Annotated in this window: 26 protein-coding genes; 5 read left to right on the top strand and 21 right to left on the bottom strand. The window is 67.5% G+C overall.

Annotated features, from left to right (window positions below; translation table 11 throughout):
- From WDZ97_RS08905 to WDZ97_RS08860, 10 genes are all read right to left on the bottom strand, one after another.
- Positions 1-1,002, bottom strand: a complete 1,002-nt coding sequence (locus WDZ97_RS08905; RefSeq protein WP_425762503.1) for a hypothetical protein — start codon at positions 1,000-1,002, stop codon at positions 1-3.
- Positions 999-1,607, bottom strand: coding sequence for a hypothetical protein (locus WDZ97_RS08900; RefSeq protein ID WP_425762502.1), 609 nt, complete (start codon positions 1,605-1,607; stop codon positions 999-1,001). Before WDZ97_RS08900 ends, WDZ97_RS08905 begins: the two co-directional genes overlap by 4 nt.
- The gene (locus WDZ97_RS08895) at positions 1,595-2,575 is read right to left on the bottom strand and encodes a vWA domain-containing protein (RefSeq protein ID WP_296810186.1); all 981 of its coding nucleotides are present in this window, start codon (positions 2,573-2,575) and stop codon (positions 1,595-1,597) included. The genes WDZ97_RS08900 and WDZ97_RS08895 overlap by 13 nt, the downstream gene beginning before the upstream one ends.
- 7 nt (positions 2,576-2,582) lie before the next feature.
- Positions 2,583-3,494, bottom strand: a complete 912-nt coding sequence (locus tag WDZ97_RS08890) for a hypothetical protein (protein WP_425762501.1) — start codon at positions 3,492-3,494, stop codon at positions 2,583-2,585.
- Positions 3,495-3,523: 29 nt separating this feature from the next.
- Positions 3,524-4,369 (bottom strand): VWA domain-containing protein, encoded by an 846-nt coding sequence (locus tag WDZ97_RS08885; RefSeq protein ID WP_425762500.1) that lies wholly within the window; start codon positions 4,367-4,369, stop codon positions 3,524-3,526.
- On the bottom strand, positions 4,366-5,388 hold the full coding sequence (locus WDZ97_RS08880; protein WP_020164045.1) for an AAA family ATPase: 1,023 nt from the start codon (positions 5,386-5,388) through the stop codon (positions 4,366-4,368). Before WDZ97_RS08880 ends, WDZ97_RS08885 begins: the two co-directional genes overlap by 4 nt.
- Positions 5,389-5,526: 138 nt before the next feature.
- Positions 5,527-5,808: a methanol dehydrogenase gene (locus WDZ97_RS08875; RefSeq protein WP_304000921.1), complete on the bottom strand. Its 282-nt coding sequence runs from the start codon at positions 5,806-5,808 to the stop codon at positions 5,527-5,529.
- Positions 5,809-5,885: 77 nt separating this feature from the next.
- Entirely contained in the window at positions 5,886-6,365 is a 480-nt protein-coding gene (gene moxG / locus WDZ97_RS08870; RefSeq protein ID WP_425762499.1) for a cytochrome c(L), periplasmic, read from the bottom strand.
- Positions 6,362-7,201, bottom strand: a complete 840-nt coding sequence (moxJ, locus tag WDZ97_RS08865) for a methanol oxidation system protein MoxJ (protein ID WP_425762498.1) — start codon at positions 7,199-7,201, stop codon at positions 6,362-6,364. Before moxJ ends, moxG begins: the two co-directional genes overlap by 4 nt.
- A gap of 54 nt (positions 7,202-7,255) precedes the next feature.
- Positions 7,256-9,082: a methanol/ethanol family PQQ-dependent dehydrogenase gene (locus WDZ97_RS08860; RefSeq protein ID WP_304010319.1), complete on the bottom strand. Its 1,827-nt coding sequence runs from the start codon at positions 9,080-9,082 to the stop codon at positions 7,256-7,258.
- A gap of 290 nt (positions 9,083-9,372) precedes the next feature.
- Between WDZ97_RS08860 and WDZ97_RS08855 the strand changes: the two genes are divergently transcribed.
- Together WDZ97_RS08855 and WDZ97_RS08850 are read left to right on the top strand one after the other, a co-directional pair.
- Positions 9,373-10,734 carry an ATP-binding protein gene (locus WDZ97_RS08855; protein ID WP_020164050.1) on the top strand — a complete coding sequence of 454 codons (1,362 nt, stop codon included), beginning with the start codon at positions 9,373-9,375 and terminating at the stop codon, positions 10,732-10,734.
- Positions 10,731-11,423: a response regulator gene (locus WDZ97_RS08850; RefSeq protein WP_020164051.1), complete on the top strand. Its 693-nt coding sequence runs from the start codon at positions 10,731-10,733 to the stop codon at positions 11,421-11,423. The genes WDZ97_RS08855 and WDZ97_RS08850 overlap by 4 nt, the downstream gene beginning before the upstream one ends.
- Here WDZ97_RS08850 and zigA read toward each other — a convergent pair.
- Genes zigA through WDZ97_RS08835 form a run of 3 tightly spaced genes read right to left on the bottom strand, consistent with a single transcriptional unit; the run spans position 11,420 to position 14,196 of the window.
- Complete coding sequence (zigA, locus tag WDZ97_RS08845) at positions 11,420-12,643, bottom strand: zinc metallochaperone GTPase ZigA (RefSeq protein WP_425762497.1); 1,224 nt, start codon at positions 12,641-12,643, stop codon at positions 11,420-11,422. The genes WDZ97_RS08850 and zigA overlap by 4 nt on opposite strands.
- A 19-nt stretch (positions 12,644-12,662) precedes the next feature.
- Entirely contained in the window at positions 12,663-13,304 is a 642-nt protein-coding gene (locus WDZ97_RS08840; protein WP_425762496.1) for a DUF1826 domain-containing protein, read from the bottom strand.
- A gap of 37 nt (positions 13,305-13,341) precedes the next feature.
- Entirely contained in the window at positions 13,342-14,196 is an 855-nt protein-coding gene (locus tag WDZ97_RS08835) for an all3515 family Zur-repressed PEP-CTERM protein (RefSeq protein ID WP_425762495.1), read from the bottom strand.
- A 104-nt stretch (positions 14,197-14,300) separates the two neighbouring features.
- On the opposite strand from WDZ97_RS08835, the gene WDZ97_RS08830 reads away from it, so the two are divergent.
- Positions 14,301-15,155 carry a PEP-CTERM sorting domain-containing protein gene (locus WDZ97_RS08830; protein WP_296810200.1) on the top strand — a complete coding sequence of 285 codons (855 nt, stop codon included), beginning with the start codon at positions 14,301-14,303 and terminating at the stop codon, positions 15,153-15,155.
- Here the strand turns inward: WDZ97_RS08830 and WDZ97_RS08825 are convergent.
- Entirely contained in the window at positions 15,145-17,277 is a 2,133-nt protein-coding gene (locus tag WDZ97_RS08825; RefSeq protein WP_425762494.1) for a TonB-dependent receptor, read from the bottom strand. The genes WDZ97_RS08830 and WDZ97_RS08825 overlap by 11 nt on opposite strands.
- Positions 17,278-17,375: 98 nt before the next feature.
- Here WDZ97_RS08825 and WDZ97_RS08820 point away from each other — a divergent pair, with 98 nt between their 5' ends.
- The gene (locus WDZ97_RS08820; protein WP_425762493.1) at positions 17,376-18,095 is read left to right on the top strand and encodes a PEPxxWA-CTERM sorting domain-containing protein; all 720 of its coding nucleotides are present in this window, start codon (positions 17,376-17,378) and stop codon (positions 18,093-18,095) included.
- On the opposite strand, the gene WDZ97_RS08815 is transcribed toward WDZ97_RS08820, so the two are convergent.
- The 4 genes from WDZ97_RS08815 to WDZ97_RS08800 are packed head-to-tail and all read right to left on the bottom strand — an operon-like array spanning position 18,083 to position 21,006.
- Positions 18,083-18,520: a Fur family transcriptional regulator gene (locus WDZ97_RS08815; RefSeq protein ID WP_020164058.1), complete on the bottom strand. Its 438-nt coding sequence runs from the start codon at positions 18,518-18,520 to the stop codon at positions 18,083-18,085. The genes WDZ97_RS08820 and WDZ97_RS08815 overlap by 13 nt on opposite strands.
- An 8-nt stretch (positions 18,521-18,528) precedes the next feature.
- Positions 18,529-19,218 (bottom strand): HAD family hydrolase, encoded by a 690-nt coding sequence (locus WDZ97_RS08810; RefSeq protein ID WP_425762492.1) that lies wholly within the window; start codon positions 19,216-19,218, stop codon positions 18,529-18,531.
- Positions 19,219-19,231: 13 nt separating this feature from the next.
- A complete protein-coding gene (gene hda / locus WDZ97_RS08805; protein WP_425762491.1) occupies positions 19,232-19,924 on the bottom strand; it encodes a DnaA regulatory inactivator Hda in 693 nt (230 codons plus the stop codon).
- Entirely contained in the window at positions 19,921-21,006 is a 1,086-nt protein-coding gene (locus tag WDZ97_RS08800; RefSeq protein ID WP_304000933.1) for an AI-2E family transporter, read from the bottom strand. Before WDZ97_RS08800 ends, hda begins: the two co-directional genes overlap by 4 nt.
- A 143-nt stretch (positions 21,007-21,149) precedes the next feature.
- Between WDZ97_RS08800 and purM the strand changes: the two genes are divergently transcribed.
- On the top strand, positions 21,150-22,205 hold the full coding sequence (purM, locus tag WDZ97_RS08795; protein WP_304000934.1) for a phosphoribosylformylglycinamidine cyclo-ligase: 1,056 nt from the start codon (positions 21,150-21,152) through the stop codon (positions 22,203-22,205).
- 124 nt (positions 22,206-22,329) lie between these two features.
- Here purM and rpmG read toward each other — a convergent pair whose 3' ends face one another.
- The 3 genes from rpmG to radC all read right to left on the bottom strand — a co-directional run bounded on the left by rpmG (position 22,330) and on the right by radC (position 23,543).
- Positions 22,330-22,497 (bottom strand): 50S ribosomal protein L33, encoded by a 168-nt coding sequence (gene rpmG, locus WDZ97_RS08790; RefSeq protein ID WP_019918910.1) that lies wholly within the window; start codon positions 22,495-22,497, stop codon positions 22,330-22,332.
- Between the two features lie 65 nt (positions 22,498-22,562).
- Complete coding sequence (gene rpmB / locus WDZ97_RS08785) at positions 22,563-22,799, bottom strand: 50S ribosomal protein L28 (protein WP_024300540.1); 237 nt, start codon at positions 22,797-22,799, stop codon at positions 22,563-22,565.
- 66 nt (positions 22,800-22,865) lie between these two features.
- The gene (radC, locus tag WDZ97_RS08780) at positions 22,866-23,543 is read right to left on the bottom strand and encodes a RadC family protein (RefSeq protein ID WP_304000935.1); all 678 of its coding nucleotides are present in this window, start codon (positions 23,541-23,543) and stop codon (positions 22,866-22,868) included.
- Positions 23,544-23,574 lie beyond the last annotated feature (31 nt).

Here is a 23,574-nt window from a genome sequence, read left to right as displayed (position 1 = left end):
TCAGGCACTCCTGAAGGTGAACAATCGTTGGGCGCGGCGGCGGACCGCCGACGGCGCCGGTGCGAGGCTGGCGAGCAATGCCGCGAGGCCGGCCAGCGCGAACAGCGGGCGCAGCGCGAACCGGGTGTCGGCGACGCGGCCGCCCGGCAGTGCACGCAACTGCGCGGCGATCTGCTCCGGCGAGCGTGCGACCGCGACGCCGAGACCGGTGCGCTGGGCGAGGTCTTCGAGCACGTCGTCGCGGCGCAGCGACAGGTGGTCGTTGTCCGAGCCGGGCGCGCGCTGCGGTGCATTGCGGATGTCGCCGCCCAGCTTCTCCATGTCGAGCACCGACAGCGTGGGCGCGCCGGCGCTGGCGAAGCCGGCGGTGTCCTCGGCGGTCCAGTAGCCGTCGATGCGGCCCTTGTCGCCCAGCTTGGGCACCGGCTCCGGCTGTTCGCCACCGACCCCGAACAGCAGACCCGGTACTTCGCCCGCTTCGCCGTCCCAGGCCGGGATGCGGCCCGGGTGCAGCGCCGGCGCCTGATGGCCGTCGGTGAAGAAGGCGAGGGCCGCACCCGGCGTCATCCGGCGGATGTCGTCCAGTGCGGAGTAGGTGCCGTAGTACAGATGGCTGTCGGCGGCCCAGGCCATGCGCCAGTCGATGTGGCCGATGGCGTCGCTCAGCGCTGCTCGATTGAGGCAGACGTCGACCGGCATCAGCAGTGGCTGCGTGCGCCGTTCGACGAAGATGGACACGCCCACCTGCGTGCCGCAGGGCAGACGATCGAGTGCCGCGATGGCCAGCTGTTTCGCGTGGTCCAGCCGGCCGATGCGGGCGTCGGCCGGCCCGACGTCGCGGGTGTTCATGCTCTGCGTGATGTCGAACACCATCATGTAGGTGCCGACGCGCCGTTCGATCTGTACCGCCGGATCGAACAGCGCCACGCCAAGACAGGCACTGGCCGCGGCGAGCAGCCAGAAGCGCGTACCGCGCCCGCGCAGGGTGTCGGTGAGCTTCAATGCATGCCCCGCGGTGCGCCGACCATCTCGGTCCACGCCGCCTTGTCGGGCAGCGCGTCGTCATCGACCTTTGTTTCCTTGCCGTCCTTGCGCCAGTTGCGCACTTCGTAGTCGGGCACCAGCACCTGGGCCAGTTCGAAGTTGTAGCGCGTGCCCCAGTCCTCCGGCTGTTCGCGCAGCGCGCGGCGGTAGCCGGTCTTGGCCAGTTCGACCAGGGTGATGGCGCGCGCGGCGGCACCTTCGCCGGTGGCCACCTCGATCGCTCGCCGCAGATAGATGTTGGCGGCATTGACCCGGGCGGCACGCGCCAGAACCGCGTCGCCGCGCAGTTCGGCCTGCGCCTCGGCTTCGCTGTAGGCGGCCAGCGCCGCGTCGTTGTCGCGCTTGCGGTCGAGTGATACCGCACGGGCGAACAGCACCATCGGTGGTGCGCCGGCGTCGGCCACGCCGTCGCGCATCTGCCGGTTGGCGTCGTTCGCGCGCCAGCCCTGCCACAGCGCATGCAGGCTGGCGGCCGCGGCGAGTGCGGCCAGCAGGTAGAGCAGTGTGGCCGAGCGGCGGCGCAGCAGGTGAAGGAGTGCGGACGGCGACATCAGCGTGACCATGCGGGAACCTCGAAAGTGCGGGCGGCCAGCAGCAGCAGGCTGCAGGCGAAGGCGATGCCGATGAACAGCCCGCCGAGGTCCTGCCGCGGCGGTGTTTCGCGGTAGCGCAGCGGCTGGTTCTGCAGGCGGGCGACGTCGGCGATGGCGCGGGCGAGCGCGTCCGGCGTGTCGGCTTCGTACAGCCGGTAGGGCACGCCGAGGTCGCGGAAGTACTCGTTCAGGAAGTACTCCGGTGCCGGATCGAAGCCGGCTTCCGGGTCCGGCGGGTCGGACGGGCCGCGGCCGCCGGCGGTGCGCAGGAAGATCCAGTACAGCGCGCTGCGGTTCTCGGCGAACAGGCGGCGGATCTGGTTCTGCTTGCGCACGTCGATCTGCGCGGCGCCGTCGGACACCAGCAGCACCACGCGCGAGCCGGTCACCGGCTTGTCGCGGAACTGTTCCAGCGACATCGTCAGGCCAGCGGCGATATTGGTCAGCCCGACCCCGGGCGCGGCCGACGCGCGTATCGCGGCGCGCACCGCGTCGTGGTCGGCGGTCAGTTCGAGGCCATGCACCGGCGCCGTGCTGAAGGACACCACGCCGAACAGGTCGCGCGGGCGCTCGCGCACGAAGTCTTCGAGCAGGCGGGCGGCGGCGCGGCCCTTGGCTTCGTCGCCCTGCTGCGCGTCACGGCCGGCGAAGCCGTCGCTCATGCTGGCGCTGCGGTCCAGCGTGATGACGACGTGGGCGCCGGTGCCGATCCGTTCGACGTCCTCGCCCTGGCGGTGCGGACCGGCCAGCGCGACGACGCTGCCGAGCACCGCCAGCGCACCGAGCAGGCGCAGCGCGACGGCCAGCGCGCGCGATGCCGGATCGGCCGGCACGCCGGGCAGCCAGCCGTGCGGCAGCGTGCGCTGGCCGTGCCACAGCAGCGGCAGCAGCGCGAGCAGTGCAGCCCACAGCCAGTGCGGATGATCGAAGGACATCATGTCGCGCTCACGCCGCTTCGACGACGGCGGACGGGGTGACCGGACGCCGCCGCGCGCCGAGCCGTTCGCGGTCGCGCAGTGCCGCCAGCAGCGGCAGCAGCGCGTCGGGCTGCGTGTAGCGCGGGTCGGGCGGCAGCCCGTAGAAGCAGGCACGCGAGGCGGCGAAGGCCGCTTCCAGCGCCGCAGCCTGATCGGCAAAGGTCGGGTGGGCGGCGATGAAGTCCGGCAGCGTGGAGGCGAAGAGGGTCTGCCCGGCGCTTTCATTGCACGCGTGGTGCAGCGCGCGGAAGGCCTGTTCGAGCGCTTCCGCGTCGTCGCGGCCGCGCAGCGCGCGCACGCTGCGCCAGGCGCGGGCGAACGGACGCGCGCGCTGCGCGCCCAGCCGGCCGGCCACCCACAGTGCAGCCAGCAGCAGTGCCGCCGCGACGCCGGCCCAGCCCAGCGCACGCGCGAGCGGCGCGCTGCTGTCGAAGGCGGTGGCGCGGTAGCCCGGATGCACGCTGCTGACGATGTCCTTCTTCGACGCCCAGTGCAGCAGCGGCGCCGTGCTCAGATCGAAGGCCGGCACCTTGATCTCGGCCACCGCGTTGTCCTTGCGGAAGCGCAGCACGGTGGGCGACAGGCGCAGCGTCTGCGGCGCGCGCACGCTCTTCATCAGCTGCCATTCCAGCGTGTAGAGGCGGCAGTCGGCACAGCGCCCGGGCGCGTCGGCGACGGTGAGGCTGCGCAGTTCGAACTGGCGGTCGCCCTGGCCCGGCTCCGGCAGGCCGTCGCGGTCGGGCGTCCAGCCGGGTGCCACTTCGAGTGTCAGTCGCACCGGCACGGTGTCGCCGATGCGGTAGCCGAAGTTGCGCGGCCACTCGATCTGCTTCAGCGTGACCGTCGCCATCGCCGGCACGGTGAACAGGCTGAGCAGCAAGGAAAGAAGTGCAGGGACGGAGGACCGTTTCATGTCTGCAGGAAGTAGCGGTTGAACTGCACCGGATCGATGCGATCGTCGATGAACAGCGGCGGGCGTCCATGGCGCAGCGCGATGTGGCGCAGCCGTTCGCGGCGGGCCGTCCGTGCCTCGTCGAAGGCGCGGGCGAGCGCCGGGCGCTGCAGCAGCAGACGCTCGGCGCCGCTCTCCAGGTCGCGCAGGCGGGCGATGCCCCAGCGCGAAGAGGCGTGCTGCTCCCGGCTGTCGCCGAGTAGCACGGTGACCACATCGTGCCGGGCGAGACTGCCGAGCACGCGGTTCAGGCGCTCCTCCGGCATGTGGCCGTCGGTCAGCAGGAATACCAGCGAGCGCCGGCGCGGCAGCAGCGGGGCGGCTTTGAGCAGTGCGCTGTTGTCGTCGCCATCCGGCACGTGCGCGCGCAGCCGGGCGAGCGCGGCGCGCGCACCGGCCGCGCTGCGGCAGGGCGGCAGTGTCAGTTCCGCACGTATGCGGTGGTCGCAGGCGATCAGTGCGAACGGATCGCCGATGCGCCAGGCGGCGTGCGCGATCGCTTCGGTGAGCTCGGCGGCCAGCGCATGCCGGTGCGTCGCGCCGTGGTAGTCCATCGAGCGTGATACGTCGACCAGCACCACGACCGGCACCACGGCCTGTTGCCGGAACAGCCGCACCCACACGCGCTCCGACGGGTCGCGCAGCGTCGCCCGCAGGTCGAGCCGGCGTGCGTCGCGGTTGCCGGTCAGCGGCACGCTGCGTTCGAAGTCGTGCCCCGGGCCGGACAGCGTGCCGCGGTGCGCGCCCGGCGTGACCGCGCGACTGCGCCAGCGCAGCGCGTAGGCGAGCGCGGACGCTGTCATGGCGAGGCGACCTGGCGCAGCACCTCGGCGACGAAGGGACGGGCGTAGAGCGGGCGCTGCGTCTCGTACACCGGGTTCAGGCACAGGCGGTGCGCGATCGCCTCGAAAAACACCGCGTGCAGGTCCTCCGGCACCAGGCGGTCGCGGCCTTCGAGCCAGGCCTGCACGCGTGCCGCGCGCGCCAGCATCGCCACACCACGCGGGCTGGCGCCGGACAGGATGAACTGGTCGATGTCGACGTCGGACAGCTGCACGCCGTAAAGCGCGGGCTGGCGCGTTGCCAGCCAGAGGTCGACGCCGTAGTCGTCGAGCGCCGGGCTGGACTGCACGGTGTCCTGGATGGACTGTGCGACGTCGTTCAGTCGCGTGTGGTCCAGCATGCCGGGTTCGACGCTGGAGATCAGCGCGTCGGCGTCGTGGAAGCGGGTGTCGAACATCAGGCCGCGCAGCTGGTCGCGCGCGTCCGGCGCTTCGACCGACACTTCGAGCAGGAAGCGGTCGCGGGCGGCGGAGGGCAGTTCGAAAGTTTCTTCGCGCTCGACCCGGTTGCGGTCGGCGAACACCTGCATCCACGGCAGCGTGTACTCGCGGTTGAACGCACTTACCGTGCGTTCAGCCATCAGGCGCAGCAGCAGCGCATGCACCTGCGGGCGGGCGCGGTTGATCTCGTTGAAGAAGAACACCGCCAGCTCGCTGCCCTGTGCGATCAGCGGGCCGGGCTCGACACGCGGGCGGCCGTCGTCGCCGACATAGGTGTGATAGACGAGGTCGCCGGGCATCAGGTCCACGGTGCCTTCGATGCGCTGGTAGGCACCGCCGATGCCGCGTGCCACCGCCTTCAGCAGCGTGGTCTTGCCGACGCCGACATCGCCTTCGAGCAGCACGTGGCCGCGGGCGAACACGGCGATGGTCATCAGCCGCACGGTGCGCGGCATGCCGACCAGCACCGCGTTGAGCTGGCGCTCGAAATCGAGCGCACGGACCCGCCATGCCGACAGGTCAACAGGTTCGGAGTGCATCCGGGATTCCAGATCGGGTTGGCCGCGAGGGCGCGGCTGGAAAGGCGTGACGGACGGCGCGCAGCGCCGCGTTCCGCGAGGCCTTCGGGAGCCCGGCCGGACGAGCGGGGCGCTCGCCCGGCCGGGAAGACACGACGATCAGTTGACGTCGTACTTGAAGGTGCCGGTGGCGTTGAGCTGCTCGACGCGCTTGGCGTTGCGCGCTTCCATCTGCTTGATGGAGTCGCCCTGCTTGGACAGTTCCTTGGCGTCGTGCTTCGGGTCGTACTTGGAGCCTGCGACCTTGGCCGGATAGCCCGGCTTCGGCTCCCAGCAGTCGCCGGCCGCCTTGCACTTGGTGCCGTCGTAGGCGTGGGCGCCGCCGGCCAGCAGCAGGAGTGCGGAAGTGGCTGCAAGACGGGCTGCGGTGCGGATCTTCATTGTCATTCCTCCGTGGTTGTGATGTGGGTGCTGCACGTGACGACCCGGACGAGGCCGGGCCGAAAACTTCGCCTTCCTCAGTTCGCCTGCTTCCACAGCGCCTTGGCCGGATCGCCCTTGTAGACCGAGCGGATCCAGCTCATGATCACCAGGATTTCGTCCTGCGACAGGTGCCCGCTCTGCGGTCCCATCATTCCCTGCAGACCGCCGTAGATGCTGGAGAACAGGCCGGCGTCGGTGGCATTCGCCGGGTAGGTCCAGTAGTCGTCGGCCAGGCCGGGGCCGAGCTTGCCCTCGGCGTGGTGGCCGTGACAGCCCGAGCAGGCGGTCGAGTACAGCGACTCGCCTTCGGCGATCTTGGCGGCGTCGGTGTTGTAGGGATTGATGCCCGTCTGTTTGAAGGACTTCACCGCCGGGCTTTCCTCCTTGCCGGAGAAATCGAGCGGCGAACCTTCGATGATGTTGTAGAAGCGCGGCGGGCTGCCGGCGGCGATCGCCGTGGCGATGGCGCCACCCATCAGGGTTGCCGCGACCAGTTTGCTGACTTGAAACTTCATCCCTTGCTGTCCTTGTTTCCTTCGGCCACCGGGTGCGGCGGCAGAATCTGTATGCCTTCGGCGCGCAATACGCCCTCGATGTCGTCGCGACTGCGCGCGAGCGCGGCTTCGATGCGGGCGAGCAGTGCGTGGTCGTCCTTGCGCACGGCGATGGCGGTATCGAAGTGGAAATGCACCGGCTCGCCGTTCGACTTGCTGGCCTGGGCCGGTACCTGCGTGACCTTCAGCGGCGTCGCTGCGCTCTTGATGTAGCGGGCGACCGACGGTGCCCAGGCGACGGCGACGTCGATCTCGCCGGCGGCCAGGTCGCGGATCAGCTTCTCGCTGTCATAGCGCACGTAGCGGTTGCGCGGCGCCTTGTTGCCGCCGAGCGACATCATGTAGCGGAAGCTGTCGGCATAGCGGCCGAGCTGGACCAGCATCACTTCGGCCGGTGTGCCGGGTATGACGCCGATGTGCGCGGTCTGCAGTGCGGGGCTGTCCCAGCCGGTCACCTCCTGGCCGAAATCGGCGCGGGTGACGAACACATAGCTCGAACGGTAGTAGGCGCGGGTCGTGGCGACGCGGGGATCGCCCGCATCGACGCCGAGCATGACGTCGCACTTGCCCTTGTCGAACAGGTCGCGCACCACGTAGCGCGGGTCGCTGAAGCCGACACGCTCCAGTTTCATGTCCATGGCCGCCGCCAGCTTTTCGGCGATGCGGTCCTCGAATCCTTCGCCCCGCTCGTTGGCGTAGGGCATCTCGTTATCGGCCGCGCACACCTTGAGCGTGCCGGCGGCGTGCGCGACGCTGCCGAGCGCGCACAGCAGCGCTGCAATGAGGGTCTGTTTCATCGTGGATCTCCTGCCTGAAACGGGCATGGCGCCACGCGCCATGCCCGGTACGTCTTACAGCGAGAACACCATCACGCCGCCGCCCATCTTGGTGTACTGCTGGAGCTCCTTGAAGGCGCCCACTGCACCGAGACCTGCGGTCGGGTCGGTCAGGTCGAACACGAGGCCGACACCGGGCCAGCCGCCGACGCCGTAGTAGATGGCGACGTACTGCTTGCCCTTGTGCTCGTAGGTGACCGGGTGACCGATGACGCCGGACGGGAGCTTGAATTCCCACAGCGTCTTGCCGTTGTCGGCGTCGACCGCCTTGATCAGACCGTCCAGCGTGCCGTAGAAGACGAGGTCACCCGCGGTGCTGGTCGTGCCGCCCCAGACCGAGAACTTCTCGTCCTTGACCCACTTGAACTTCGACGTCTTGACGTCGTAGGCCTTGACCTGACCCATGTTGCCGTTGTTGCCCGGGGTGGCGTACATGTTCAGCGTGGCGCCGACGAAGAACTGACCGGCACGGTAGGGCAGCATGAACGGCTCCCAGTCCATGCAGATCATGTTGGTGCCGAGCATGACCAGTTCGCGCTTCTTGTCGATCGAGTCGTGGCCCTGGTTGTGATAGCCCATGGCGGACGGGCAGATGCCCTTGGCCAGGTGGTCCATGCGGGTCGAGTACTCGGGATCGCGGATGGGCACGCCCTTCTTCATGTCGTAGCCCTTGAACACGTTCACCGACGGGTCGATCTTGTCGGCGCGAACGAGGTTGCCGTTCTCGCGGTTCAGGGTGTAGACGATGCCGTTGCGGTCCGGGTGGGTCAGCAGCTTCTGCTTCTTGCCGTCGACCACCTGGTCGGACAGGCCGATCCAGTTCACGCCGGCGTAGTCCCACTCGTCATGCGGCGTCTTCTGGAAGGCGAACTTGGCCTTGCCGGTCTTCACGTCGCGACCCCAGATGGCCATCGTCCACTTGTTGTCGCCCGGGCGCATGGTTTCGTTCCACGGTGCCGGGTTGCCCGAGCCGTAGTACATCAGCTTCAGTTCCGGGTCGTAGGCGTACCAGCCCCAGTTGGTGCCGCCGCCGATCTTCCATGCGTCGCCTTCCCAGGTCGAGGTGCCGAGGCCCTTCTGACCGTAGTGCGGGTTGGCCATGTTGAAGTCGTCGGCCAGCAGGATGTCCTCGTCCGGGCCGGTGGCGTAGGCGCGCCAGACCTGCTTGCCGTCCTTGATGCGGTAGGCGGTGACGTAGCCGCGCACACCCAGTTCCGCACCCGACGAACCGACGATGACCATGTCCTCGACCACCATCGGCGCCTGCGTCAGCGTGGAGCCGACCTTCGGGTCGGAGTTCTCCATCTTCCACAGTTCCTTGCCGGTCTTGGCGTCCAGCGCGACGATGTGGCCGTCGAGCTGGGTCTTGAAGATCTTGCCGTCACCGTAGGCCAGACCGCGGTTCACGACGTCGCAGCAGGCGACCGCGCGCACCGACGCGTCCTGCTTGGGCTTGTGTTCCCACAGGATCTTGTTTGGGTTGTCGAGGTCGATGGCGTAGGTGATGTTGGGGAAGGGCGTGTGGATGTACATGATGCCGTTCACCACCAGCGGACCGCCTTCGTGGCCGTGCAGCACGCCGGTCGAGAAGGTCCACGCGGCCTTCAGGTTCTTCACGTTGCTGCGGTTGATCTGCTTCAGGCCGCTGTAGTGGCTGTGGTCGTAGTCCTTGCCCTGCATGACCCACTGGCGATCGTCCTGCGAAAGCTTGATCAGCTCGGCGTTGGCGAGCGCGGCACCCGATGCGGACGCCAGCGCGAAACCGGCGATCGCGGTGGCGACGGCGCGGCTCAGACGTTTCTTGTGCAGACCGGTCCGGCCGGTTGCTCTTTTCAGTGACATAGCGGTTTTCTCCTCCTTGGGTGGGGCGCGTGGGGATACGCGCATTCGCTTTCATGCGATCCGGGAGCCGGACCTGAACAGACCTGTGGGCCCGGAGATCGCAACCGCGGACGCTGCCGTCGACAGTCGGCCAGCGCAGCGGTCGAGCGAACTATAGGAATGTGCAGTGCAGCGATTGCGGTGCGCGGCGCATTGCAACGAGGGGATTTTGTCCCTCGGCTCCGGCGCTACCATCGTCGGCTCCGGCACCCCTGAAGCCGGACGTCCCGCCGCACTTCCATCCCTGCCGAATGACACTGAAGAACCGCCTGCTGCTGATCGTGCTCGTCCTCATGTGCCTGCTGCTGCTCACGCACGGCTTCCTGCACTACAAGGCGTGGCGCAGCGACTCGGTCGAAGAGATCGAGTCGGGCACACGGCTGGTGCTCCTGCTGCTGCCGGAGGACATGCCGCTGAACGCCGGCGACGGCCGCTCGCCCATGCTCGATTCGCTGCTCGAACGCGTGCAGCGCATGAAGGACATCCGTCATGTGCGCATCGACGTGCTCGATCTCGCTGGCCGTGTGCTCGCCTCGTCCGACACCCGAGGTGCCAGCGGCTGGCCGGCGCCGGACGAGGCGCCGGTGCAGGCCGACGGCACGGTGCGCATGAAGCCGTGGCGGCTCAATGGCGAGATCGCCGGCTTCTATCGCGTGTCGCCGATGCCGTCCGACGAGATGCGCGAGAAGTGGGAAGGCTTCAAGCGGCTGAGCTATCTCACCGTGGCCTACAGCGTGCTGCTCGGGCTGCTGCTGTACTGGGCCATCTGTCGCGCGCTGGAACCGGTGCATGCGCTGCGCACCGCGCTGCGCGACATCGAGTCGGGCCGTCTCGACGCGCGCCTGCCGGCCTTCCGCCTGCCCGATCTGGCGGAACTGTCGGCCTCGTTCAACCGGATGGCCAATTCGCTGGCCGAGGTGAGCCGCGAGCGCTCGGCGCTGCTGCGCAAGATCATGGTGATGGAAGAGCAGACGCGGCGCGCCATCGCGCGCGACCTGCACGACGAAATGAGCACCTATATGGTGGCGATGCAGCCGCACGTCGCGGTGCTGTCGGCCGCCTGCCGGCGTGAGCCGGCGCTGGCCCGCTACAGCGGCAGCGCCGAGGCGCTGGGCGGCCACCTGGCGCAGCTGCTGGGCCGCGTGCGTGTGCAGCTGGAATCGCTGCACCCGGTGGAGATCGACGCGCTCGGTCTCTATAACGCGCTGCGCCAGCTGGTCGAGCAGCGCAGCGCGCAGGCGCCGCGGCCGCTCGAACTGGTGCTCAACCTCGAAGGCGAATCGGCCGACGCCGGACCGACGGTCGAGGCCAGTGCCTATCGCATCGTGCAGGAGGCGGTCACCAATGCCTTCAAGCATTCCGACTGCTCGCGCCTGCTGATAGGGGTGAGTACCGAGCAGGGCAGCGACGGCCGCGTGCTCAAGCTCGACATCTGGGACAACGGCAGCGCGCACGGCATACCGACCGGCGTCGCCGGGCTGGGCATGCTGGGCATGCGCGAACGCGCGCTCGCGCTGGGCGGCGTGTGCAGCGCCGGCCCGGCTACCGGCGGCGGCTGGCGCGTCACCGTGCGACTGCCCTTCGCACGCAATGAACAGGAGATCACCGCATGAACAACCGACAGACCCGCATCCTTCTGGTCGATGACCACGCGGTCGTGCGCACCGGTTACCGCGCGCTGCTGGAGATGAACGAGTCGCTGCTGGTGGCGGCCGAGGCCGGCACCGCCGACGAGGCCTACGCCGCCTACCGCAAGCACGCGCCCGACGTGGTGGTGATGGACATCATGCTGCCCGGCTCCAGCGGCATCGAAGCCACGCGGCGCATCGTCGCCTTCGACGAACAGGCGAAGGTGCTCATGTTCACGATGTGCTCGCACCCGACCGTGGTGCAGCAGGCGCTGGACGCCGGTGCGCTCGGCGTGCTGACCAAGGACAGCCCGGCCGAGCAGCTGGTCGACGCGGTGCAGTCGGTGGCGCGCGGCAAGCGCGTGCTGAGCCGGCAGGTGGCGGAAAGCGTGGCCTTCTCGCATTACCTGCCGGAATCCAAGCTGTTCGGTTACCTGACGCCGCGCGAATTCGAAATGTGCCGGCTGCTGGTGTCCGGCCATTCGATCGACGCCATCGCCGAACAGCTCAACCTGAGCCCGAAGACGGTGGCCAACAAGCTCAGCACCGCGCGGCGCAAGCTCGACGTCAGTTCCGACATCGAGCTGGTGAAGCTCGCCTCCGAAGTCGGTCTGGTGCCCTGGGTGACCGAGCGCCGGCTGGGCCTGACCGACGCGCCGCCGGCGTCGCGCTAGGTTTGCTGCGCCGGCTCGTCGTCGGCGTCGGCAAGCGCCCACGGGTCGAAGGGATCCGGCAGCGTGCGCCAGGCGGACGAGCCGGCGGCCATTTCGGCGTCGGTCAGCAGACATGCGTCGAGCTGCTGGCGTATCCACGCCTCGTCCATGTCCATGCCGATGAATACCAGTTCCTGGCGACGGTCGCCGAAGGGCGCCAGCCAGCGCGCCTCGATCTGCTTCAGGTAGTCGAGGTCGGTCGGCCAGTCGGCGCGGTCCACCGCCGCCCACCACAGGCCGGCCGGGCGGTTGCGACAGATGCCGCCGGCCTGTGCCCATTCGCCGGCGAAATCCATGCGGCTGGCCAGCCAGAAGAAGCCCTTGCTGCGGATGACGCCTGGCCATTCGTCGTGGATCAGGTTCCAGAAGCGCTGCGGATGGAAGGGGCGGCGCTCGGTCCACGAGAAGCTGCGGATGCCATAGGTGTCGGATTCCGGCACGTGGGTGCCGCGCATTTCCTGCAGCCAGCCCGGCGCTTCGGCGGCGGCGTCGAAATCGAAGCGACCGGTGTCGAGGATGCGGTCCAGCGGCACGCGCCCTTCCGTCGATTCGATCACGTCGGCGCGCGGGTTCAGTGCGCGCAGTATTGCGTGCAGGCGGCTGCGTTCGTCGGCGCTGACCAGATCGCACTTGTTCAGCACGATCACGTCGGCGAACTCGATCTGGTCGACCAGCAGGTCGACCACCGTGCGCGCGTCCTCGTCGCCGAGCGATTCGCCGCGTTCGGCGATCATGTCCTGGCTCGAGTAGTCGCGCAGGAAGTTGTACGCATCGACCACCGTCACCATGGTGTCCAGTCGCGACACCGATGACAGGCTGCTGCCATCCTCGTCTTCGAAGGTGAAGGTTTCGGCTACCGGCAGCGGTTCGGAAATGCCGGTCGATTCGATCAGCAGATAGTCGAAGCGGCCTTCGCGCGCCAGCCGCGATACTTCGATCAGCAGGTCTTCGCGCAGCGTGCAGCAGATGCAGCCGTTGGACATTTCGACCATGCGGGCGTCGGTGCGCGACAGCTGCGCACCGTGCGCCACCAGTTGGGCGTCGATGTTCACTTCCGACATGTCATTCACGATGACCGCGACGCGGCGGCCTTCGCTGTTGGACAGCACGTGGTTGAGCAGGGTGGTTTTGCCGGCGCCGAGAAAGCCGGACAGCACGGTGACCGGAAGTCGTTCGTTCATGGTGGTGTGGTTTCCGTATTCAGAACACCGCGTCGAAGGCGGCGACGATGCGCAGCCGGTGCGCTGCGTCGAGGTGGGGTGAGCGGTGGATGACGCCGCGGCCGGCGTTGCCCGGCCACAGCTCACCCTTGAGCAGCACGATGTCGCCCGCTGCGGCGCGGCCGATGCCGCTGGCGTCGGTCATCACGTCGTCGCTGCCGAGGCGGCTGCGGTCGGCGCAGCGCTCGTCCAGCCACTCGGTGGCCGGACCGATCCAGGTACAGAGCAGGCGAAGGGCGACGCGGTCGACGTGCCAGCGCGGGCACATGGCGCGGTCCCGCACCTCGATGCGCACGCCGACCCGCGTACAGCCGGTGAGGTCGGCCAGCAGTCCGGACAGCAGTTGCACGTCGGCATCGACGGTGTCGCGCCCGGGCAGTTCGGGCAGGGTGCCGACGGGCAGCGGGCTGCCGGCGTCGATCACCGCGCGCCGCCCGCTGCCAAGTGCGCCGCTGGCATGAGCCGCGTCCAGACAGTCGGCCAGACCGGGCGGCAGAGGACGCTGCAGATGCACCAGATTGACGGCCGGATCGAAGACCTGCGCGAGGTCGGCCAGCGTGACGGCGTCGACGGCACGGGAACAGGATGTCGCGGGAGCAGAGGGCTGAAATCGGATGTTCATGGTGCTTGCAGGCGGGGCATGCCCGCCTGCCTCGTCCTCAGCGCGCGCGTCGCGCGGCGACCGTGCCCAGCATCAGCAGACCGCCGAGCAGCATGGCCCAGCTCGCCGGTTCAGGCACCGGCGGCGCGACCGCGAAGTCGATGTAGAAGGTGCCACCGTCGCGCACGGCGGTATTGCTGCCCAGGTTCACCAGCGAGAACTGCGCGGTGTAGGTGCCGACCGCGGCGGCCGCGTCGGTGTAGAAGGTCGGCACGAAGTCGAAGCCATTGCCGTCGCCCAGCAGATAGAGGTTGCCGCTGTCGAACAGGTCCATGTCGCCATTGGCGGCGACCTTCAGACCCGGCGTGATGTACTCCAGCTTCAGCGCGACCTGTACACCGTCGAGCTGCGCGTTCCAGCGGTTGGCGCTGCTTGCGTACAGCACCGCTTCGGCGCTGCCCGCGGCGCCGTCGGCCAGCGACTGGATGGACGACGTGCCGAGGTAGCTGTAATCGTGATGGGCGACGCTGTCACCGAGCACGCCGCTGACCAGCTTGCCGGCGAATTCTGCGCTGCCTGCGCTCAGTGCGAGCGTGCCGGGCAGCGGCGAAATGCGCGCCGACAGTTCCGGAATGCGGTTGTTGGCGTTGCTGCCGTTGATGACCGGAGCCGCTGCGCTGCCGGTGTAGCTGTAGGCGCCGATGCCGTGGAAGTGGTTGCCGTGCTCCATCAGGTAGGTGAGGCGGCCGTAGTTCGGATTGGCCAGGCCGGCATAGGTGCCGCTGGCAATCGTCGCCAGGCTGTCGATGCCGATGTAGAAGCCGATGCCTTCCGATGCGCGCAGCGGTTCGCTGGCGTGTGCGAGGCCGCCGGACATGAGGCCGGCAATGACGAGCAGGGCGCGGACTTTCAAGATGTTCTCCTTTATTGATAATCGAGTATCAAAAGATAAGGGGCTTGATCTTTTTTGTAAAGGAGATTGCATTATCATTAGAGGCCATCATCCGGAGACCTCTCATGCGCGCGCCCCTACGCTTCATGCACCTTGCCGCAGCACTGCTGTCCTTCCACGTTGCCGCGGCGCATGCCATCCACTTCGACGTCGCCATCGGGCTCGACCAGGGACCGGTGGCCGGCAGCAGGATCACGGTCGGTGCCTACGGCGACCTGCCGTTCGAACAGTTGCCGATCGATGTCCACACCGGATACATGGTGTTTCCGGGTGACTTCGGCGACTTCGAGGGTGGGCCGAAAAGCACCGACGATCCGGGCTTCCAGGCTTTCCCGGGCAGCCTGTCCGGCGCCAGCGGCGCCCGCGATTTCATCGGTTTCAGGGCGGTCGGCACGCTGTTGCAGTGGGATGCGGCCAGCGGCGTGTGGTCGGCCGCCGATGACGGCGTCGGCATCCGCCTGTACGGCGCGGTGCCGCCGGCCGTGGCCAACGCCTACATCCAGTCGCTGATCAATCCGCGTCTGGCTCCGCCTGGTGCAGCCGCGAATTTCGAGTTCTATTCGCAGGGCACGCTGTTTACCGGTGCCGGCATCGAAGGCCCGGTCGCCGCGACGATAGACGACGCGAACGCCAACGGCGGCTTCCACGCGCACCTGGACTGGTTCATCGAAGGCGCGGCACCGTCCAGCGCCTATATGGTGACGCTGCAGCTGACCGACGCGACGTCGATAGGTGGCCGCGGACGCTACGTCGATTCCGATCCCTTCCACGTGGTGTTCAACTACGGCCTCAGTGCCGAACAGTACGAGACCGCCTTCATGTCGCGCGTCAGTCTGCCGGTGCCGGAGCCATCGAGCTGGGCATTGATGGTGGCCGGTCTCGTGCTGACCACCGGGCTGGCGCGCCGCGTCAGAAGCTGACGCTGAGGCCGGCTTCGACGCTGCGCCCAGGCTCCGGCGAGACGCTGCGCAGGAAGGACACCGGGTTGCGCGCTTCGGCATTGAGCAGATTGCGCGCCTTCAGGTACAGGGTCAGCGTGCGGCCGCCGTCGAGCGGACGCACGTGGTTCAGGTTGGCGCTGACCAGGGTGTAGCCGTCGCTGGCGGTTTCGTTGGCGCCCGGCCTGTCCTGCGCCGCCTGTCGCGTCACGCGCACCCGCCCGGACCACGCCTCCTTGCTTATCGCCAGCTGCGTGCCGAAGCGCAGCGGCGGCATGCGCGGCACGTCTTCGTCCAGCGCCGGCAGCCGGGCGCGCACGGCGTCGGCGAAGATCGACCACTCGACATCGCCGAAGCGGCTGGCCGCCCACTTCAATGCCAGTTCCGCTTCGAATCCCCTCAGCTTGGCGCGGCTCTGCGCGTACTGAACCACCTGCAGACACTCTTCCAGGCGGACACAGGCGAAACGGAACTGCTCTTCGGCGGTGTCGTAGAAGAAGGCTTCGCTGCGCTGGAAGATGTAGTTGCTGACGTCGTTGGCGTACACGCTGACCGCAGCGCGCAATCGCGCATCCTCGTACAGCGCCGACAGGTCGATCGAGCGCGCGCCCTCCTTGTTCAGCCCGGGGTCGCCCAGATCGTAGGTGCGGGTCGCCAGGTGGGCGCCCAGCGAATAGAGCTCGTGGATTTCCGGCGCGCGTTCGGCATGCGCGGCGCTGACCGTAAAACTCAGTGCATCGGCCGCCTGCCAGCGCAGCGACGCGGAAGTGCTCTGTGCGTTGATGTTGCGCCGCGGAAAGCTCACCGCGAAGCCGCCGGCAAGTTCGCGATCGCCGGCTTCCATGCGCGTCATTTCGCCGCGCCAGCCCAGTTCGAAGCGCAGGCTGGAGACGTCGACATGCTGCGTTGCGTAGAGGGCGGAACTGCGCATAGAGGTCTGCGGAATGAAAGCTTCGACGCCGAGCGCCGAGAAGTCGCGCCGTGTGTGGTGCACACCGACCGTGCCACCGAGGTGTTCGCCGAAAGCGAGCTCCAGTTCGATGCGCTGTTCGATCGCCTTGTTGCGGAAGGTGGTGGCGACGGCGCCCTGATCGACTTCGTCGTGCCGGTAATCGACGTGCGCCCCGGTATAGCGCAGCGACTGCAGCCAGCCTTCGCCCAGCCATTCGGCGCGGGTGTCGACGCGGCGGTTGTCCATCACGATGCGCACCCGGTCGTCGCCACCGTGCGAGTGGCCGGGGGCGGGCGGAATGCCGTAGTCGTTCGACGCGTTGTTCACGGCGGCGCCCAGCAGCGCGTTGCCGATGAACAGGCTGCCGCCCAGCGTGCCCGAGGCGGCGCGTGCATCGCTGTTGTACAGACGCCCGCAGCTGTTGCGCGTGTTGATCAGGCCGAACTGCTGCTGCACGGCGTCGTCGTCGACGGCGCAGCCGGCGATGCGGGCGTCACCGCGATCGCGGCTGCTGGCCGAGGCGTGCAGCGCGAACGGGCCGCGGCCGCCGTCGAGCCGCAGTGAACTGATCCGTTCCGACGCGTTGGTGTTGTAGCCGAGGTCGACCGCGCCGCTGAGTGCCTTCTGCGGCAGTCGCGTCGGAATGCGTTCGTCGGCCACGTCGACCACGCCGCCGATGGCGCCGCCGCCGTAGCGGATGGTGGCCGGGCCGCGCAGGATGCGCACCGAATCCGCCACCGCCGTATCGGCAGTCGATGCGTGATCGGGGCTGAAAGTAGTGGCGTCGTGCGTGCCGCCGCCATTGCTCAGTACTTTCACCCGCGCACCGCTGAGGCCGCGGATGACCGGCAGGCCGACGCCGGTGCCGAAGGAGGCGTTGTGCACGCCCGCTTCGTCGCCCACCGTTTCGCCCAGCGTCGCGCCCTTGCGGTCGCGCAGCGCTTCGCCGCGCAGTCTGGATGCACCGGCTTCGTCCGCCGCGTCCGGCGTTCGGCTGTCCTCGACGCGGATGGCGGGCAGTTCGATGGCGTCGGCGACATCCTGCGCGATCGCGCTGCGGCAGCAGGCGGTGAGCAGGAGGAGAGACAGGCTTCCGGCGATACCAGGGCGCCGGATCGCCCCGGGGTGGGGACGGACGAATCGAGAGGACATGCAGCGGCAGGGCGGACGGTGATTGCTATTGCTAATAATATCGCGTTATCGTTAACGGCGATGTTCACTTCCTTTCCGTCCTCACCAAGGAGCAAGCGATGAAATATTCCGGACCCGGTTCTTTACTGCGTGCGCTCGGCATGACCGCATTTCTTTCGATACAGCTCGGTGTGACCGCGCAGGCCGCCGATCACGCCGGCGACATCGAGGTCGGCATGGCGGCGGGCGCACTTGTGGTGGACCCCGAAGGGCTCGCGCAGATTGCCGCCAATGGTTACCGCCTGTTCGAAGCGGATTTCCGTGATTTCAGCGGTGGCCTGTTCAAGACCGACGACCCGGGCTTCGTCGCGGAAGAGGGCGCGCTCGATGTTGGGCTGGTCGTCGGCTACCGCGGCCTTGGCGTGCTGCAGTCGTGGAACGGTTCGATGTGGACCAGCAGCGGTCCTTCGGTCTTCGTATCGATCGAGGACGTGCTGGGCACGATCACTTCATTCGGCTACGGCGCGGTCACCGATCCGGCCGGCGCGATCGCCCAGGTGTCCGGTGCCGGCGACATCCACTCGCACCTGGATTTCTCGATCGGAGGCGCGGACCGCGCGCTGGCCGGTGCCTACCTGATCACGCTGCAGCTCGAAGCGAACGGCGTGCTGGCGTCGTCGCCGTTCTACATCGCGTTCAACAACGGTCTGGAAGAAGCGGCATTCGAAGGTGCGGTCGGCGCGCTGATGGCGCCGGTGCCGGAACCGGCAACGTGGGCGATGCTGATCGCCGGCATCGGTCTGGTGGGCGCGCTCGGCCGTCGCCGTCAGTGCGTGTGATCGTGGTCGTGCGGATGCGTGTGCCCGGCTGAGGGCGCTCCGTCCGCGTCTCCTTTTCCGCTGCACGCGCTGCAGCGGCCGAACAGCGTCACGTCGTGCGCTTCGACCGAAAAACCGGCGGGCGCCAGTGCGTTCCAGTCGGTCTGGCATTCGGCGATGTCGAACACGCGGTCGCACTGCAGGCACTTGAAGTGATGGTGGTGACCGAGGTGAGCCACTTCGTAACGCGGTGCCTCGCCCGGCAGGCTCACTTCGCGGATGCGGCCTTCTTCGAGCAGCAGTTTGATGTTGCGATACACGGTCGCCAGCCCGAGTGCCGGCGCCTCGCTGCGTGCCAGCGCGTGCAGTTCAGCCGGCGACAGCGGCCGGCCGGCCGCTTCGATGGCGCCGAGTATCGCGGTGCGCTGACGCGTATTGCGCTCCATGTGCGCGCTCAGACCTCGTCCGGCACGGCGGTGCCGGTGTGCAGATGCATGATCTGCCAGCCGTGCGCACGCGCGTGCGCGTCCAGCGTCGGGTCCGGATCGACCGCCACCGGATTGGTCACCCTGGTGAGCAGCGGCAGATCGTTCAGCGAGTCGCTGTAGAAGGTGGTGCGGCGGAAGCTGCCGAAATACAGCCCCAGTTCTTCCAGCCAGCGTTCGACGCGTTCGATCTTTCCTTCGCGGAAGGCCGGCGTGCCGCGCGGCTTGCCGGTGAACTCGCCGTCCTGCTGTGCGGGGATGGTGGCGACCAGATGCGGTACGTCGAGCTCGCGCGCGATCGGGCCGGTGATGAAGCTGTTGGTGGCGGTGACGATGGCGCACAGCGCGCCACTTTCCAGGTGACCGTTCACCAGGCCACGCGCACCGTCGGTGAGGCGTGGGCGGATCTGTTGCACCATGAACTCGGCATGCCATGCGTCCAGCTCGGCACGCGGATGGCGCGACAGCGGCGCCAGCTGGAAGTCGAGGAATTCGTGGATGTCCAGCGTGCCCGCCTTGTACTGCGCGTAGAAGGTCGCGTTGCGCGCCTCGTACAGCTCGCGGTCGAGCACGCCCTTCGAGATCAGGAATTGCGCCCACTCGAAGTCCGAGTCGCCAGCGAGCAGGGTGTTGTCGAGGTCGAAAAGTACCAGTTCCATGGCGGTGTCCGTATCAGATCAGTCTGGTCTGCATGACCTCGCGCAGCAGCGGCAGTGTCACCGGGCGCTGGCGGGTCAGCGAATGTTCGTCGAGCAGGTCGAGTATGCCGAGCAGGGAGCGGATGTCGCGTCGGCCGTGGCGCAGCAGGTAATCGAACACCTCCTGTTCGACCTTCATGCCGCGCGCGGCCGCGTGTGCCTGCAGCAGTTCGATGCGCTCATCGTCGTGCAGCGGCTGGATGCAGAAGGGCAGCATCTGGCCGATGCGGGTGCGCAGATCCTCGCGCAGCGGCAGCGTGCGCGGCGCGTTGTTGCCGGCGGCGACGACAGTAATGCCGCGTGCCTGGGCCAGATTGATCGCGCGGAACAGTGCGCCCTGTGCTTCCGGCTCCAGCAGATGGATGTCGTCGAACAGCCAGAGTTTCGCGTGCGTCGCTTCGAGCGCGCCGATCAGCGTGTCTGGCAGCGTGAAGTTGATCTGGTCGACTTCCAGGTAAAGCCCGCGCGCCTTAGATTCGGCGGCCAGTGCGCGCAAGAGGTGGGTGCGACCGCTGCCGCTGTCGCCCCACAGATAGACCGACGCACCGGGCTCGTCGCCGGTCATGGTGCGCAGGTGGGCGAGCAGGTCGCGATTGGCGCCAGCCACAAAATTGCTGAGGCTGGGGGCGGCGATCGGGCGAATGTCGAGCAGGAGCTGACGCATCATTCGATGATCTTGGGCGCGTCGCCCTGGTAGAAATGACTGGCCAGATAGTGCCGCCTTACTTCACGCAGGCCGACCAGCAAGGCAGCCGAAGCGGGCAGCGCGATCAGTACGCCGACGAAACCGAACAGCTGGCCGAAAGCCATCAGCGCGAAAATGACCGCCAGCGGGTGCAGGCCGATGCGTTCGCCCACCAGCCAGGGCGTGAGCAGGAAGCTTTCCAGCAACTGGCCCAGGCTGTAGACGATGGCCACGCCGATCACCGGCGGCCAGCCCTGGAACTGAAGGGAGGCCACCAGCAGCGACAGCAGCAGGCCGGTCGAGAAACCGACATAGGGAATGAAGCCGAGCAGGCCGGACAGCAGGCCCAGCGGCAACGCGTAATCGACGCCGGCTATCCACAGCCCGACGCTGTAGAACAGCGCCAGTGCCGCCATCACCGAAAGTTGTCCGCGCAGGAATTCGGCCAGCACCGCGTCGATCTCGTCGACCAGCGACAGCGTCCGGTTCAGCCACGGGCGCGGCACCAGCTTGGCCACGCGATGGCGCAGGTCGCGCCAGTCGCGCATCAGGTAGAACATGACGACCGGCGTCAGCAGCACGTTGGCAACGACGCCGACGATGACCGCGCCCTGGCTGCTGACGTATTCCAGCGCCACCATCAGGTAGTCCTGCGCGCTGCTCCAGTTCTTCGCGATGAAGCGCTTCAGGCTATCCACGTCGAGCTGCAGCGTGATGCCGAAATGCTGCTGCAGCCAGGGCACCAGCTTTTCGTGCGCTGCGGTCAGGTAGGCGGGCAGGCGTTCGATCAGCGTGCGCACCTCCTGCTGGATGACCGGTACGAGAATGAGGATGAGGCCAACCACCAGACTGATCACCAGCAGGATGACCAGTACGACGGCCAGCGTGCGCGGCACCCGCCTGCGGGACAGGCGCTCGACCAGCGGTTCGAAGATGTAGGCCAGCACCAGGCCGAGCATGAAGGGCGACAGCGTCGGCCCGAGCAGCCACAGCAGCCCGACGATGGCCGCGCCGACGCCTGCCCACAGCAGGGTTTGTTTGCGGTTGATGCCGGGAGGGGTCATGGCGGGGTGCGGGCCGGGGTAGAATGCGCACCCTTGGGGCGGAATGCGCGAATGCGGTGCAAAAACGCCCCGCAGTTTAGCAAGATTCCGCTGCACTCCCGTTCATTCATCCTGTTTTCCCGGCGCCCGGCGCCTCATACGTCATGACTTCATCCAAGGATTCCCGCGCTCCCCTCAGTTACGCCGCTGCCGGTGTGGATATCGATGCCGGCGATGCGCTGGTGGAGCGCATCAAGCCGCTGGCCAAGCGCACGATGCGCCCGGAGGTGATCGGCGGCATCGGCGGGTTCGGCGCGCTGTTCGAGGTGTCGAAGAACTACCGCGAGCCGGTGCTGGTGTCCGGCACCGACGGTGTGGGCACCAAGCTGAAACTCGCTTTCCAGCTCGACGGTCACGACACGGTAGGCCAGGATCTGGTGGCGATGAGCGTCAATGACATTCTGGTACAGGGCGCCGAACCGGTGTTCTTCCTTGACTACTTCGCCTGCGGCAAGCTCGACGTCGATACGGCGGCACGCGTGGTCGGCGGCATCGCCCGCGGCTGCGAACTGGCGGGCTGTGCGTTGATAGGCGGCGAAACGGCCGAAATGCCCGGCATGTACCCGGCCGGCGAATACGATCTGGCTGGCTTTGCGGTCGGTATTGCCGAGAAGAGTCAGCTCATCAGCGGCGAAACCATCGCCGAGGGCGACGTGGTGCTCGGCCTGGCCTCCAGCGGCGCGCATTCGAACGGCTACTCGCTGCTGCGCAAGATCCTCGAACGCGACGCGCCAGACCTGAATGCCGATTTCCATGGCCGCACGCTGCGCGAAACCGTGCTCGAACCGACCCGCATCTACGTGAAGCCGCTGCTGGCACTGATGAAGGAAGCGCCCGGGCTGGTGAAGGGCATGGCCCACATTACCGGCGGCGGCCTGCTCGACAACGTGCCGCGCGTGCTGCCGACGGGGCTGTCGGCGCACATCGACGCGTCGTCGTGGACGCTGCCGCCGCTGTTCGCCTGGCTGCGCGAGGCCGGAAACGTGGCGGCGCAGGAAATGTACCGCGTGTTCAATTGCGGCATCGGTATGGTGGTGATCGTCTCGGCCGCCGATGCCGATCGTGCGACGCAGTCGCTGAGCGCGGCCGGCGAGACCGTCTATCGCATCGGCCGCATCGAGCGCTGCGGTGAGGGTGAGGCGCAGACGGTCGTCCGCTGATCCGGAAGTCGGAGCGCCGGACGGCGCTCCGTAAGCTGCCTGCGTTCCGAGTGGGCAATAAAAAACCCGCCGTCGGCGGGTTTTTTATTGCGGCCCGGTTATTACGCCAGGCGGCGAGGAAGCCTTACTTGAGCTTGGTTTCCTTATACATCACGTGCTTGCGAGCCTTGGGATCGAACTTCATGATCTCCATCTTCTCAGGCTTGGTGCGCTTGTTCTTCGTGGTCGTGTAGAAATGACCGGTGCCGGCAGTGGATTCCAGCTTGATCTTGTCGCGTCCGCCCTTGGCCATGACGTCTTTCCTTCCTGTCTATGCCGGCTGAGCCGGATTGCATTGTTCCGGCGTGGCCGGAAATCTCAGATCTTTTCGCCGCGTGCGCGAATTTCGGCGAGCACGGTTTCGATGCCCTTCTTGTCGATCGTGCGCAGGCCCTTGGTGCTGACGCGCAGGCTGACAAAACGGCCTTCGGACTCCAGCCAGAAACGGCGTTGCTGGAGATTGGGCAGGAAGCGGCGCTTGGTTTTGTTGTTGGCGTGGGAAACGTTGTTACCCACCATCGGCGACTTCCCGGTAACTTGGCAAACGCGGGACATGTTTCGAGCTCCAGAATCGGAAAAGCTCGCGATTATAGAGTACGGATCCGGTTTTGTTCAAGTTCTTCAAAGAATTCCGCGCTCGGCAAACGAGCAGGTCGCGCCGCTGCCGATGATGACATGGTCGAGTACGCGCACGTCGACCAGCGCCAGGGACTGCTTCAGCGACTGCGTCAGGAAGTCGTCCGCGCGGGACGGCTCCGCAACGCCGGACGGATGGTTGTGGGCGAGGATGACGGCCGCCGCATTGTGCGCCAGTGCCAGTTTCACGACTTCGCGCGGATAGACGCTGGTCTGCGTCAGCGTGCCGCGGAACAGTTCGACCGCCTGCAGCAACCGGTTCTGCGCATCGAGCAGCAGCACCATGAACACCTCGTGCGCCAGACCACTCAGGCGCAGCTTGAGCCAGTCGCGTACCGCCTGCGGTGAGGTCAGTGCGTCGCGCTCCTTCAATTGTTCGCCCAGTGCGCGCCGTGCCAGTTCGAAGGAGGCCTTCAGCTGTACCGCCTTGGCTGTCCCCATCCCCTTGACCCGGCACAGTTCGCCGATGCTGGCGTTGGCCATGCAGGTCACGCTGTCGTCGAAATGCGCCAGCAGGTCGCGCGCAAGATCGACCGCCGACTTCCCGCTGACGCCGACGCGCAGGAAGATGGCCAGCAGTTCGGCCGACGACAGCGCCTCGGCGCCCTGCAGCAGCAGTCGCTCGCGCGGCCGCTGTTCCGCGCTCCAGTCCTTGATCGCCATCGCGTTACAATCCGTCGTCGACTCGGTGCAG

The sequence above is a fragment of the Methyloversatilis sp. MC4-4 genome (genome assembly GCF_049843555.1).
In the GTDB taxonomy this organism is placed as follows: Bacteria; Pseudomonadota; Gammaproteobacteria; order Burkholderiales; family Rhodocyclaceae; genus Methyloversatilis; species Methyloversatilis discipulorum_B.
Note: the sequence above shows the minus strand (reverse complement) of the source record. Positions and strands in the feature narration are given on the sequence as shown.

Bases quoted from the DNA above. Each gene is read 5' to 3' on its own strand.
- WDZ97_RS08850 (WP_020164051.1), top strand. From the start codon at position 10,731: ATGAACAACCGACAGACCCGCATCCTTCTGGTCGATGACCACGCGGTC.
- WDZ97_RS08825 (WP_425762494.1), bottom strand. From the start codon at position 17,277: ATGTCCTCTCGATTCGTCCGTCCCCACCCCGGGGCGATCCGGCGCCCT.
- moxG (WP_425762499.1), bottom strand. From the start codon at position 6,365: ATGAAGTTTCAAGTCAGCAAACTGGTCGCGGCAACCCTGATGGGTGGC.
- WDZ97_RS08860 (WP_304010319.1), bottom strand. From the start codon at position 9,082: ATGTCACTGAAAAGAGCAACCGGCCGGACCGGTCTGCACAAGAAACGT.
- WDZ97_RS08820 (WP_425762493.1), top strand. From the start codon at position 17,376: ATGAAATATTCCGGACCCGGTTCTTTACTGCGTGCGCTCGGCATGACC.
- moxJ (WP_425762498.1), bottom strand. From the start codon at position 7,201: ATGAAACAGACCCTCATTGCAGCGCTGCTGTGCGCGCTCGGCAGCGTC.
- WDZ97_RS08815 (WP_020164058.1), bottom strand. From the start codon at position 18,520: ATGGAGCGCAATACGCGTCAGCGCACCGCGATACTCGGCGCCATCGAA.
- WDZ97_RS08830 (WP_296810200.1), top strand. From the start codon at position 14,301: ATGCGCGCGCCCCTACGCTTCATGCACCTTGCCGCAGCACTGCTGTCC.
- WDZ97_RS08885 (WP_425762500.1), bottom strand. From the start codon at position 4,369: ATGACAGCGTCCGCGCTCGCCTACGCGCTGCGCTGGCGCAGTCGCGCG.
- WDZ97_RS08875 (WP_304000921.1), bottom strand. From the start codon at position 5,808: ATGAAGATCCGCACCGCAGCCCGTCTTGCAGCCACTTCCGCACTCCTG.
- hda (WP_425762491.1), bottom strand. From the start codon at position 19,924: ATGATGCGTCAGCTCCTGCTCGACATTCGCCCGATCGCCGCCCCCAGC.
- purM (WP_304000934.1), top strand. From the start codon at position 21,150: ATGACTTCATCCAAGGATTCCCGCGCTCCCCTCAGTTACGCCGCTGCC.
- radC (WP_304000935.1), bottom strand. From the start codon at position 23,543: ATGGCGATCAAGGACTGGAGCGCGGAACAGCGGCCGCGCGAGCGACTG.
- rpmB (WP_024300540.1), bottom strand. From the start codon at position 22,799: ATGTCCCGCGTTTGCCAAGTTACCGGGAAGTCGCCGATGGTGGGTAAC.
- WDZ97_RS08810 (WP_425762492.1), bottom strand. From the start codon at position 19,218: ATGGAACTGGTACTTTTCGACCTCGACAACACCCTGCTCGCTGGCGAC.
- WDZ97_RS08895 (WP_296810186.1), bottom strand. From the start codon at position 2,575: ATGATGTCCTTCGATCATCCGCACTGGCTGTGGGCTGCACTGCTCGCG.
- rpmG (WP_019918910.1), bottom strand. From the start codon at position 22,497: ATGGCCAAGGGCGGACGCGACAAGATCAAGCTGGAATCCACTGCCGGC.
- WDZ97_RS08840 (WP_425762496.1), bottom strand. From the start codon at position 13,304: ATGAACATCCGATTTCAGCCCTCTGCTCCCGCGACATCCTGTTCCCGT.
- WDZ97_RS08900 (WP_425762502.1), bottom strand. From the start codon at position 1,607: ATGGTCACGCTGATGTCGCCGTCCGCACTCCTTCACCTGCTGCGCCGC.
- zigA (WP_425762497.1), bottom strand. From the start codon at position 12,643: ATGAACGAACGACTTCCGGTCACCGTGCTGTCCGGCTTTCTCGGCGCC.
- WDZ97_RS08855 (WP_020164050.1), top strand. From the start codon at position 9,373: ATGACACTGAAGAACCGCCTGCTGCTGATCGTGCTCGTCCTCATGTGC.
- WDZ97_RS08800 (WP_304000933.1), bottom strand. From the start codon at position 21,006: ATGACCCCTCCCGGCATCAACCGCAAACAAACCCTGCTGTGGGCAGGC.
- WDZ97_RS08880 (WP_020164045.1), bottom strand. From the start codon at position 5,388: ATGCACTCCGAACCTGTTGACCTGTCGGCATGGCGGGTCCGTGCGCTC.